Genomic DNA, 12,565 nt, shown 5'->3' with positions numbered 1-12,565 from the left:
TCAGTCTTCCTCATTGGAAAGAAGGATCTTTCCTTTTACAAGGCCCGGTGTCTTGAACAGCTGGAAGGCCTCCTGTGCCTGGCTCATCGGGATTTTCTTATAGATGAAGCCCGGGTCAAACTTCAGCTGGCCAGTTGCAAAATAATGCGCCGTCAGATCCCACTCACGTCCCGGATATGGGGCACTGTAGGACATCCAGGAACCGGTAAGCTTGAACTCCTTACGGTTCATGTTCTCCCACTCCTTCGGTGTAAAGGCAAGGTTTTCATGAGGAGTACCAATGAAGCATACATGTGCCTTGTTTGCTGCAAGCTCAAATGCCATATGCATGGTAGGAACCTGTCCGGCTGTCTCAAATACGAAGCCGTAGCCCTTTCCACCTGTAATGGCCATGGCTTTTTCCATATATCCCTCTTCCTTTGTGTTGATCACTTCATCTGCGCCGAGACGCTTTGCAAGAGCAAGTCTCTCATCGCTGATATCAAAGACCACTACCTTCTTGGAGCCGAAGATCTTTGTCCACTGCATGGTGAACATACCAACTGTACCGCCGCCAAGGATCGCCACATACTCACCGCCGTGGTAATCGTTCTGGAATACACCGTGGATAGCTACGGTTGCAGGCTCAAACATGGCTCCCTGCTCATATGGAACATTATCTGCGAATGGTACTGCATTCTGCTCAGGAACCACTACATAATCTGCGTTTGCTCCCTGCTCTCTGGAACCGATGAAGCTGTAATGCTTGCAGAGAGAGAAATTACCCTTCTGACAGTCGTCACATTTCATACAGGGAAGAAGTGGTGCACCGGATACACGGTCGCCGACCTTCACCTTGGTAACGCCTTCTCCCACTTCCACCACATCGCCGGAAAATTCATGTCCAAGCACGATGGGATAAAAATGTACGCCGTGATTTAATACACGCGGGATATCAGATCCGCAGATCCCGGAATATCTTACCTTGATCTTCACATGGCCCGGTGTTACCTGGGGTTCTTCCACATCCTGATATTGAACATCCTCATTTGCTACTACTACTGCTGCTTTCATGATCACTTTTCCTCCTCATTTCTCATCATAGGTTCAAGAGATTTATAGAGATTTAAATAGGTTTTATAGGTTTTCTCATAAACGTCCCGGTTTTCCGGGTTCGGTTCATGTCTTCTTGTTTCCTTTACCGTAAGACGGATGGCCTCATCATAATCCTGATACATTCCAACACCAACACCTGCCAGAATCGCTGCACCAAGTGTTGTTGCCGTATCAGAGGACGGCACTACGATGGGTTTTCCTGTGATATCGGATTTGATCTGTGTCCAGAGAAGAGAATTTGCAGAGCCTCCCATTGCACGGAGAACTTCCACATCTGCTCCTGCTTCCTTTGCCACCTCAAGGTTGTGTTTCAGAGAAAGTGCTACGCCTTCCATACAGGCACGTACCATATGTCCCTTGGTCTTGGCAAAATCCAGTCCGTAGAATACGCCCTTCGCATTAGGATTCCAGATTGGGGAACGCTCACCGGACATATATGGAAGAAATACCACTCCGTCACTACCTGGTGCGACCCTTTCCGCGATCTCATTGAGCTGGTTCAGAGAAGAGCCTTTTTCCCCTGCTACAGAGCGCTCATAATCTGCAAACTCACGTTCAAACCAGCGCATGACACCACCACCTCCGGTGGTTCCTCCCTGAAGGAGCCACTGTCCCGGAACCACGTGATAGCCAAGGATCAGTCTGGGATCTGCCTTGTACTCATCCATGCAGATGCTCATTCCGCCGGCCTGTCCTCCTTGCTCCTGTGTTTCACCCGGATGGATCACTCCGGCCCCCAGTGTTCCGCATGCCGCATCCAGACCACCGGCAACAACCGGTGTTCCCACAGCAAGGCCGGATTCCTCCGCCGCCTTCTCTGTAACAGTTCCCACAACATGATCACAGGCACAGATCTCAGGAAGAAATTCCATGGGAATCCCAAGCTTTCTGCACATATCCTCATCCCAGGCTGCCTTTCTCATGTCAAAGCAATGCAGGCCATAGCCCTGGGAAACATCCTGGCTCATCACACCCGTCAGCTTATATGCAATGTAGCTGTTAGACTGCAGGATCTTGTGGATCCTTTGGTACACCTCCGGGAGATTTTCTTTATACCAGAGGATCTTTGCAGTTGTGTAGGACGGCTGAAGGGAATTACCGGATACTTCAAAAATCTGCTCTGCCCCGATCTCTTCATTCAATCTGTCACAGATAGACTGTGCTCTGGTATCCATCCAGATCGGAGTGTTTGTCAGTACATTTCCGTCCTTATCCACGGCAATGGCTGACCAGCTCTGGCCGTCAATACCGATGCCTGCGATCTCCTCAGGTGCTATCCCCGCTTTTTGGATGGCCTTCTTTACCGCCTGACAGACAGCACTCCACCATTCTTCCGGATTCTGTTCTGCCCAGCCCTCCTTCGGATAGTAAACCGGATAATCGCCGTTGGCCGCAGCCACAACCGTTCCCGATTTTTCAAAAACCGCAACCTTACAGGCACTGGTGCCGATATCAATACCTAATAAATATGGTTTCATTATAGCTTCTCCTTCTCGTCCAGCACACGGACGGATTTTCCCATGATGATCTCTGCGCCAAGCTTCTCCGTGATCGGTTCTGTTTCTTCACTTGCAGCCCCTTCCAGCCGTTTCAGCATGATTCCCGCCACTTCTCCGGCAATCCCCTGTGTAGGTTGTGCCACAATGGTAAGCTTGGGATTGCATGCTCTGGCAAACTGCAGATTGTCAAAACCGATCATAGACAGCTGTTCCGGGATCTTAAGACCCAGCTCATTCATCCCGATCACCGCCCCCATGGTCATCTCATAGTTGGTAACAAACACGGCCGTCATATCCGGATTGTCCGCAACAAGCTTCTCAATTCCCTGCACACCGCCCTGAATGGTATAATCGCCGTGATAGATCAGAGATTCCCGTACCGGTATATTTTCTTTTTCATATGCATTGCGGTACCCCTGGAGACGTTCCTGAGCTGTGGAAATTTCCTCCGGTCCGCCAATGATCCCGATCTTACGGTGTCCTGCCTGAAAAAAAACTCTCATTGCGTCCTCAGCCGCCTTCTCGTTGTCTACAAGAACACTGTCACAGGAAAGCTCCCGGATCCTGCGGTCAATGAGTACGATGGGCTTTCCGGTTTTCTGGAATTTTTTCAGATGATTGCCTTCCGCATCCACCGGCATGCTGATGATCCCGTCCACACGCTTCCGGCTTAAAAACTCCACTGCATCCAGCTCCAGTCTCTTATCGGTACGGCAGTCACAGACAATAGTCGCATATCCGTGACTCCTTAAGACATCCTCCATTCCTGTGATGATCTCCGCGCAAAAGGTATTGTTAAGCTCCGGGATCACCACGCCGATGGTCTTGGTAGCATTAGTCTTAAGCCCTCTGGCCACCTCATTGACCTCATAATGCAGCTCCTGAATGGCCTCCTCGATCTTTATTCTGTTTTTTTCTCTTACGTTTCCGCCGTTAAAATAAGAAGAAATCGTTGCGAGCCCAAGTCCGGTCCGCCTGGCAATATCTTTCATGGTTGCTGCCATACTGATCACTCCGTTTCTGTTTTTTACAGAAGATCATTCTGCCTTTCCATCACAGCCGCAAACCTTCATACGCGCCTCAACCAGCTCCTTCACTGCCTGGATCGCTTTCTTTCCGTAGGCTTTCGGGTCGATGGTGTTCTCATTCTCTGCAAAGGTCTCCTTCACTGCCCTGGAATATGCAGCACGAAGCTCTGTTGCAAAGTTAACCTTGCAGATACCACGTTTTACACAGTCGCTGACATCCTCATCACTGAGTCCGGATGCCCCGTGAAGAACAAGGGGGATATCTACAACTTCACGGATCTCGCTTAAGCGTTCCTTGTCAAGAACCGGTGTTCCCACATAGAAACCATGTGCGGTTCCGATGGCCACTGCCAGGGAAGTAACACCTGTACGCTCCACGAATTCCTTCGCCTCCTGCGGGTCGGTGTTAGTGTCTGCCTCAGCCTCAAGATCATCCTCTTTACCACCGACCTTACCGAGCTCAGCCTCACATGGGATATCCAGGGCTGCTGCCACATCCGCAACTCTCCTGGTCTCTCTGATATTATCCTCAAAATCCAGCTTGGAACCATCGATCATCACAGAGGTATAGCCTGCATGCATTGCCTGCATTGCAAGCTCAAAGCTGCTGCCATGGTCAAGATGAAGGCATACCGGAACGGAAGCCTTGGCTGCCTCTGCTGCTACGATCGCAGCGTAAGTCTCAACCGTACCATATTTAACAGTAGAAGGTGTTGTCTGGATCATAACCGGTGCTTTCAGCTCCTCAGCTGCCTGGATGATCGCCTTCACCATCTCCATATTCTCTGCGTTGAATGCTCCTACTGCATATCCGCCCTTCTGTGCCTTTAACAGCATTTCCTTCGATGTAACCAGTGGCATAATCTTCTCCTCCTTGGAATCATAATCATTGTGTTTGTTTTGTATTATTTTCTCATTTGGTCCAGAAACCGAAACGTTTCCGTTTGAGTTCATCATAGCGCTCCATACGTTTTCTGTCAACCATAAAATTTTCATCATTTACAGGAAAATATTCCCTTGAAAAGAAGACCAAATACCGTTAGATTAATTAATAAGAGTTCTAAAGCCTGTGGCCGGGCAGGTCTGTCTGATACTACCGGCGTCATAACAGTTTCGGAAATCCATGTATCCTGTTCTGATCATCTGAGCCTGATGCTATAATTTCCGAAATGCTGTAAGTACACAATGATCTTAGGAGGATATAAACTATGTTAAAAGGAATTCCAGAAATCTTATCACCAGAATTACTGAAGGTTTTATGTGAGATGGGACACAGTGACCGTCTTGTTATCGCTGACGGAAACTTCCCTGTAGAATCCATGGGAAAAAATGCCATCACCATCCGTTGTGACGGACATGGCGTTCCGGAGATCCTGGATGCCATCCTGAAGCTCTTCCCGCTGGATACTTATGTAAAGCATCCGGTAAACCTGATGGAAGTAATGCCTGGCGATAATGTGGAGACACCGATCTGGGATACATATAAAGAAATCGTTTCCAAGCATGACGAGCGTGGCGAAAAAGCTGTCGGAAACATCGAGCGTTTCGCATTCTATGACGAAGCAAAAACTGCATACTGCATCATCTCCACAAGTGAGAAAGCACTTTATGCCAACATCATGCTTCAGAAAGGCGTTGTGATCAACAACGACTGATCTTTCTTTTGAACTGCCTGATATAATCATATATAATACACATATTCAACCAAAACATAAAACGCCCGGATCTGGAATGTTTCAAGCCAGATCCGGGCGTTTTATATTTTAACACTTTTATCTCTTTGCTGCTTTTGCGGCATATCCTCCGCAGAGTACTTTTCCACCGGAGGTTTTTATCCCTGCACGCACCGCATAGTAATACGTTGTTCCCTTTTTTGCGGTCTTATCCTCAAAGGAGGAGCTGCTGCCTCCGGAAACTGTACTGAGCTTTTTCCATGAACCCTTTCCGGTCTTACGGTAGATCTGATAGCAATCTGCTTTCTTCTGCGCTTTCCAGCAGATCTTCAGCCCCCTGGAGGTCTTCCTGACACTGGATATCTTCTGAAGTTCCGGATAGGACAGGATATAGCTGCTTGCCTGATATCCTCCGAAAACTTTTTTCCCGTCTACATTCTTATATGGCCTCACAGCATAAGCGTAGGAGGTGATTCCCTCAATCTTCACATCCTGCCAGGACAATACTTTGTTGTTAACGGTTCCGATCCGAACCCAGCTTTTCCCCTGGAGCTTCCGGTAGATATGATAGCCACTGGCTCCGGAAACCTTCTTCCAGGATACCCTGTTACATGGTCCGCTGACAGCTTCAGCCACTGCACGGGCCTTTCCCAGCTCCGCTTTTGCTGATAACGGCGAAGATGCGGCTCCATAAACAGTCTTCTTTCCGGAGCACACATAAGAAGCCCGGATACGATACGTATAAGTGCTTCCTGTTTTCACTGCAGTATCCTGCCAGGTCACTACATCTGCTGTCACGGTTGCCATTTTTTTTGAATTTCCGCTTTCATCCCAGCGATAGATAGCATAACGATTGCAGCCGGGAACTGCTTTCCAGGAGATCCGTATCCTGTTAAATGCCTTGGAAACCAGTTTTACACCTGTGGTCTGACGAAGCTTCACCGTAACCTTACAGGTAGCTCGGATTCCCCTGGCATTTTTTCCGTAGCAGGTTATGGTTGCTGTTCCCGGATTTTTTGCAGTAACAACGCCACTTCCATTTACAGCAGCCACACTGGTATCTGAGCTTTCCCAGACAATGCCGGAAGCAGCCATCTCGGATCTGGTAGCCGAAGCATTCAGTGTTTTCTGATCTCCGGAATACAGACTTATCTCAGACGAAGAAAGCTGCATTCTCGCAGCACTGCTCAGAGTCCTGGTATGCACCTTGATCCTCGGAGTTACCGATGGATTAAATTCAACTGCATCCATCCAGGTATCCTCTGCGTTATATCGCAGAAAGCTCTGACCGGATACGATAGACGGAGAAAAGCTGCACCAGCCATAACTGACCTCTGCCTCCACACAGTATTTTATATATGTGCTTCCTGCATTTGTCACCACAATAGAATACAGACTGTTCTGGCTGAGCAGAACCTCCGGAATCTGAAAGGTCATAACCCCAGCCATCGGCTGACTGCAGGAAACCGGTGTGGAATATGCCGGTGTTCCACTGGTAGGATCACTGGCATCCTTCAGATTTGTGTATACCTGCACAGTATAGGAATTATTGGCAGACATGGAGCTAAGAGTCACCTCGCCAAGCGATTCCGCTTTTCCGTTTCCTGCACTGGCACGAAAAACCGAAGACAGCTGTTCCCCTGCATACATGCGGATAGAACCAAGACCCGACGTTCCGTCATAAAAATAATTGTTGCTATATTTCGGTGTATTGACAGCCGTAGCCGCAACCAGCTCACTGACAGACTTATCCTCATAAGACATATAAAAATATCCGGATTTTCCCCAGCCTGTACCCCAGCTGTTCTTAACGATCCAGGCTCCGTCTCCCTTTACCTTGGAAGATGCCCGGAAATTCTTCGCAGAATAATTGTCATCCCACCCCACCACTGTAACTACATGATTCACGTTCTTGGTGCTGGTAGGATAGGAATAGGCCGCTGTACTTGCATTGTAATAGGCATTCTGTGCATTATACATCACAGTGACCGAATTATTTGCAACCAGAAGCTTCTTCATGGCATTTACGGAATAATCGGAAAAATAGGCATTTTTCAGATAAGCAGCTGCATTGTACGCCTTGGATGCCGCCGGAGTCACACCGTTTTTCTGTGTATGCGTGGAATCTGTTGCCAGCGGCACATCCCCTTCTGTTGTCATTCCGGACCAGGTGCTCAGAAACATGGAAGCCAGAAGATCATTTCCGCCCTCATGATAATCTGCGTTTCCTTTATCATCTGTCCCCATATGCTTATTGACATCCCCGTAGGTATTTCCAAGCGGGTCATTCTTTCTGTTTGCAAAAAAATACGCCAAATGCTCTTCCGACAGATCATAAGTCCCAAGGCCCTGGGTCAGAAACGAAGTTTCCAGAAGAGAGGCCATTCCAAATGCCCAGCACATACCGTAGGGCTCCTGATTCTTTACGGAAGTGACATATCCCTGATCCGTTGCATTATAATAAGACGGATAGGCCGCAGCTCTTCCCATCGGTACCTCATCCACATCATTTCCGATCTCCACGGCGGTGGAATAAGAGGTCAGATTATCAAAGGGTGCCAGCTGTTCCTGCTCCTCTTCCTCCGTAAGCGGACGGCCCTTGATATATTCGATGCCGGACTCACCACTGTCTGAGGCATCCCCGAAGCTCTCCTCACCGTCACCAAAGGTATCCTCCTGGAAATCAGAGGACGATCCTTCTGATGTTTCGGGAGTCTCTGTATCCTCCTCGGAGCTCTGCAAGGCTATATCCTCGGTATCCCCGTCGGCTGTCTCTGCAATATCCTCGGTCTGTTCATCCGGGATACCGGTGTTCTCTGTGGTATTCCCTTCTGCGGTCTCCGTCGTATCCTCTGCTTCCGCTGACTGCGCCTGTGTATCTTCTGACCATTCTTCATTGAAGCCTTCCACATCGGCTGCCATGACCGGAACCTGGCTGCCCGCAACTGCCACACACAAAAGAAGCGGCAGTAATTTCTTCCTGACAAGCTGTAATCTCTTCACAAAATTCTCCACTTTTCTTATATTGATCTGGTTTATCTGTTAACGTTTCTTCAAATGATAACCCAGAATTCCGATTACTGCAAGTACTGTTGCGATCCCGATCCAGATAAACGGACTTTTATACCAGGAATTTTCTTCTTTAAAAGATGTCGCAGCTGTGCCATTGACCGGCTTGGTGACAGCTTCATCCACAGATCCCCCACCTTCTGTTGTTCCATCCGCTGCAGGCGGTCCCTGGACCTCGCCGCTCTGAGCCTGAGAACTACCTGTGTTGGCCGTCCCTGCAGGTGGCCCCTGAACCTCACCTCTCTGAGCCTGAGATTCATCTGTGCTGGCCATCCCTGCAGACGCTCCCTGTCCTTCGCCATTCTGAGCCTGAGAGCTGCCTGTGCTGGCCGTCCCTGCAGACGTTCCCTGTCCTTCGCCATTCTGAGCCTGAGAGTTGCCTGTATTGTCCGTTCCTGCTGCTTTCCCCTGAGTCTCGCCGGCTGCGGAATCCTGCGTATCGGATGCATCTCCCTGATTCACTGCAGAAGTCTCTTTCTCCGTGCTCCCTGCGATTCCGGCCTTCGCCAGCTCCGCATCCTTTGAGGGCCGCAGCTCCTCCAGCGGCACATAACCGTATCTTCCATTATACTCTGTATATCCCCAGGTCTCACCATTCTTCTCTGTCTCCCCTTCGATATGCAGGACAGTACCATCCCTTACCGTCTTATCATTGAGCTTTTCACCTTTTCCGTCGGTGGACGGATAGATATCCACACCAACTCCACCGGAATCCACAGTCATATAATAATCTGTGGTATCTGCCGGAGCTTCCACCTTCACCACAACCGACTTGTCCGCATACACCGGAACACTCATACTCAGCACCAGCATTCCTGCCAGAAGCACACCTTTGCACCTTTTCATTGCTCTTTCCTCCCTCAAAAAATCTCACTGCCATTCTATGCATAAAATCCCCTTATATTTCTCTTTTGCCTTGGCTCCGAAATATAAGAGGATCTTATCATTAGTTATATCCGGTATCTTTTTTATGCAAGCTCCCGCTCACACATATCCAGCGCAGAAGCGATCACCGCATCCATGTCATAATATTTATATTCGCCAAGACGGCCGCCGAAGATCACCTTCGGTTCCTTCTCTGCAAGCTCCTTATATTGTCCGTAAAGCGCTCCGTTCTTCTCATCATTGACCGGATAATACGGCTCATCTCCAGGCTTCCACTCGGAACTGTATTCCCGGCTGATCACCGTTTTCGGAAGATCATTCCCCTCCTCATCCTTTCCGAACTCAAACCATTTATGCTCGATGATACGGGTCCATGGAGTCTCCACATCCGTATAATTCACTGCTGCATTTCCCTGGAAATTAGGTTTATCCAGTGTCTCATTCTCAAAACGCACGGAACGATACTCCAGAGTACCCAGCTTATAGTCAAAATACGCGTCGATGGCACCTGTGTAGATCACTTTCTCCGCCATTGCATCGTACTGCTCTTTTTTCTCCAGATAATCCTCATTCAGCCGTACCTCGATACCGTCCAGCAGATTGGCAACCATCTTCGTATAACCACCCACCGGGATTCCCTGGTACAACGCATTGAAATAGTTATTGTCAAAGGTCAGACGCACCGGAAGCCTCTTGATGATAAAAGCAGGAAGCTCCGTACATGGACGTCCCCACTGCTTCTCCGTATAGCCCTTGATCAGCTTCTCATAAATATCCGTACCTACAAGGCTGATAGCCTGTTCCTCCAGATTCGAAGGTTCCGTGATCTCTGCTGCCTGCCGCTGCTCCTCGATCTTTGCCGCAGCCTCCTCCGGAGTCACCACGCCCCACATCCGGTTAAAGGTATACATATTAAACGGAAGACTGTACAGCTCCCCGTGATAATTGGCAACCGGACTGTTGGTAAAACGATTGAAGGTGGCAAACCGGGTGATATAATCCCAGACCTTCTTATTATTTGTATGGAAAATATGTGCACCGTATTTATGCACGTTGATCCCTTCCACCTTCTCTGTATATACATTTCCCGCAATATGCGGACGCTTGTCGATCACAAGCACTGACTTCCCGGCACGCTTCGCCTCCTGTGCAAAAACCGCACCGTAAAGACCGGCACCTACGATAAGATAATCGTACATTGCTTTCATTCTCCCTGTTCTTTCATTGATGCTGTTATTTTAACACCGGAAAAGGGTAGCTGGCAAGAAGCCACTGTAAAATCCCGATAAAATATCAGATATCCGCTTCTCAAACACCAAAATGTATGATACCCTGTAACTGGATCAGATAATAAACTACTCTGATCACATAAACAGATCGAAGGTGGTGAAACCTATGGGTACAAAGGATACCATCACCAAAGATTACATGGCTGACAACCGCGTTTTTGCGGATGTGTTCAACCATATGCTGTACAAAGGAAAAAACGTCATAGACCCTGACACTCTTCATCCACTGGATACCACAGCTCTCGCTGTCCCCTACGGATCCGGCACTTCAGAAGTTCCCGTCCAGAAATTCCGGGACGAATTCAAATCTCTTAATGTTATGCACGATGATTCAAGGATCTATCTTCTCCTGGGGATTGAAAATCAATCGGAAACACACTACGCAATGCCGGTCAAAAACATGGTCTATGATGCATTAGAATACGCAGGGCAGGTAGAAAATTCCGCCAGATCACGCAGAGAAGCAAAGCAATGGCCTTCTACATCCGGAGAATATCTCACCGGCTTCTACAAGGATGACCGGCTCATCCCGGTCATAACCACGGTCGTGTACTTCGGTTCCGACACCTGGAACGCTCCCAGGAGCCTCCACGAAATGCTCTCTGTCCAGGACCCCGAAATTCTTTCCATGGTCCCGGATTACCGGATCAATCTCTTCTCACCTGCCGAGATAAAGGATGAAGAACTTGACAAACTCCAGAGCAATCTCAAAGAAGTCATGCTCTTCATCAAATATTCCAAAGATAAACGGAAGCTTCAGGAGCTTACCTCACAGAGTCTCGGCTTCCGGTCACTCGAGCTCAAAGCAGCCCGGGTCATCGACTCCATAACCGGTATCAACTTACGTTTCACAGAAACAGAAGGGAGTGTTAATATGTGTCAGGCTGTTCAGGAAATGTGCGATGATGCGCGTGCCGAAGGCCGCCAGGAACAAGCTATGCTGACAGCACAGCGTATGCTTCAGGATTCACGATTCTCCCCTGAAGACATCTCCAGATTTTCAGGCCTTTCTCTTGAGGACGTGCTGAAATTACAGAAGAAATAGTTCGTATTGAAAATGCTCAGATCCTTTGTGAGGGATCTGAGCATTTTGCTATTTTACAATACCAATATTACTTTATATCACAGAACAGTTCTTCTTTATAAACACCACGCTCCAGCATACCACGAAAACTCTCTTTTACAACCGCAACATCCTCTTTATAGGTCATGCCATACCATGTATCATTAGTCCGCAGCACCTTAACAGACATCTTATCCTCTGCCAGAAGTTCACCGATAAAGATTGGAATCAGATACTCGGCTTTCTGAGGATTACCCGGTACTTCTTTCTCGAAGAACTCTTTGAAGCCCTCTTCCAGCACATCCAGAAAATCAGGAGTCAATCCCCACACATATTCATAGATACCAGAGAATTCACATCGACAGCCACACCGTCTGCTTCTGCTCCGGTTGCTGTCTTTACAATGTTCTTTGTTTCCACAACCTCTGTCAAGTTATTTCCCTCATCCATCTTGCAGATACCACGGGTCACACCACCGTTATCGGACAGTGTGTTCTTCAAGACAAAACCTGCCATGCAAGACTCACCGCCATCTACAAGATACTCGTGGACGGCCTTGAAGCCTTCCTTGCCATAGTAATCATCTGCATTAATCACAATGAACGGGGTCATGATTACCTTCTTCGCTGCAAGCACGGCCTGCCCAGTTCCCCACGGCTTTGTACGGCCTGCCGGAAGTTCTCCCGGAATATCGTTGATATCCTGAAAAGCGTAGTCCACAGTTACATTATGAGAGGAACAAATGGAGGCAATGCGATTGCCGATGACCTCTTTGAACTCTTTCTCGATATCCTTACGGATAATAAATACCACATGATTGAAACCAGCCTCAATCGCATCATGGATTGAGTAGTCCATGATGATATGGTTTGCATCATCAACCGGCTCCAACTGTTTAATTCCTGTTCCAAATCGGCTGCCTATTCCGGCCGCCATGATAAGTAATGTTGTGTTCATATCTCTC

The 12,565-nt window shown here is 48.4% G+C and carries 9 protein-coding genes and 1 pseudogene; 2 read left to right on the top strand and 8 right to left on the bottom strand.

Translation table 11 applies throughout. The features are described from left to right. Genes NQ489_RS04635 through NQ489_RS04620 form a run of 4 tightly spaced genes read right to left on the bottom strand, consistent with a single transcriptional unit; the run spans position 1 to position 4,483 of the window. Complete coding sequence (locus tag NQ489_RS04635) at positions 1–1,053, bottom strand: galactitol-1-phosphate 5-dehydrogenase (RefSeq protein ID WP_021652137.1); 1,053 nt, start codon at positions 1,051–1,053, stop codon at positions 1–3. A gap of 2 nt (positions 1,054–1,055) precedes the next feature. Further along, positions 1,056–2,573 carry a xylulokinase gene (xylB, locus tag NQ489_RS04630; protein ID WP_021652136.1) on the bottom strand — a complete coding sequence of 506 codons (1,518 nt, stop codon included), beginning with the start codon at positions 2,571–2,573 and terminating at the stop codon, positions 1,056–1,058. Beyond that, positions 2,573–3,598 carry a LacI family DNA-binding transcriptional regulator gene (locus NQ489_RS04625; RefSeq protein WP_021652135.1) on the bottom strand — a complete coding sequence of 342 codons (1,026 nt, stop codon included), beginning with the start codon at positions 3,596–3,598 and terminating at the stop codon, positions 2,573–2,575. Before NQ489_RS04625 ends, xylB begins: the two co-directional genes overlap by 1 nt. Positions 3,599–3,631: 33 nt before the next feature. After that, positions 3,632–4,483: a class II fructose-bisphosphate aldolase gene (locus NQ489_RS04620; protein ID WP_015527310.1), complete on the bottom strand. Its 852-nt coding sequence runs from the start codon at positions 4,481–4,483 to the stop codon at positions 3,632–3,634. A gap of 347 nt (positions 4,484–4,830) precedes the next feature. Between NQ489_RS04620 and NQ489_RS04615 the strand changes: the two genes are divergently transcribed. Further along, positions 4,831–5,277 (top strand): RbsD/FucU family protein, encoded by a 447-nt coding sequence (locus NQ489_RS04615; RefSeq protein WP_021652133.1) that lies wholly within the window; start codon positions 4,831–4,833, stop codon positions 5,275–5,277. A 117-nt stretch (positions 5,278–5,394) separates the two neighbouring features. On the opposite strand, the gene NQ489_RS04610 is transcribed toward NQ489_RS04615, so the two are convergent. The 3 genes from NQ489_RS04610 to glf form a co-directional block, all read right to left on the bottom strand. Continuing rightward, positions 5,395–8,298, bottom strand: a complete 2,904-nt coding sequence (locus tag NQ489_RS04610; protein WP_049947009.1) for a C1 family peptidase — start codon at positions 8,296–8,298, stop codon at positions 5,395–5,397. A gap of 39 nt (positions 8,299–8,337) precedes the next feature. After that, entirely contained in the window at positions 8,338–9,210 is an 873-nt protein-coding gene (locus NQ489_RS04605; RefSeq protein WP_021652130.1) for a hypothetical protein, read from the bottom strand. 122 nt (positions 9,211–9,332) lie between these two features. Beyond that, positions 9,333–10,448 carry a UDP-galactopyranose mutase gene (gene glf, locus NQ489_RS04600; RefSeq protein WP_326929015.1) on the bottom strand — a complete coding sequence of 372 codons (1,116 nt, stop codon included), beginning with the start codon at positions 10,446–10,448 and terminating at the stop codon, positions 9,333–9,335. 196 nt (positions 10,449–10,644) lie between these two features. Between glf and NQ489_RS04595 the strand changes: the two genes are divergently transcribed. After that, positions 10,645–11,583, top strand: a complete 939-nt coding sequence (locus tag NQ489_RS04595; RefSeq protein ID WP_021652128.1) for an Rpn family recombination-promoting nuclease/putative transposase — start codon at positions 10,645–10,647, stop codon at positions 11,581–11,583. 67 nt (positions 11,584–11,650) lie between these two features. Here the strand turns inward: NQ489_RS04595 and NQ489_RS04590 are convergent. Continuing rightward, a pseudogene (locus NQ489_RS04590) lies at positions 11,651–12,558 on the bottom strand (sugar phosphate nucleotidyltransferase). Between the last annotated feature and the right edge of the window lie 7 nt (positions 12,559–12,565).

The sequence above is a fragment of the Blautia sp. KLE_1732_HM_1032 genome, assembly GCF_025147905.1.
In the GTDB taxonomy this organism is placed as follows: Bacteria; Bacillota; Clostridia; order Lachnospirales; family Lachnospiraceae; genus Blautia_A; species Blautia_A fusiformis.
This window is presented reverse-complemented; position numbering and strand designations above follow the sequence as displayed.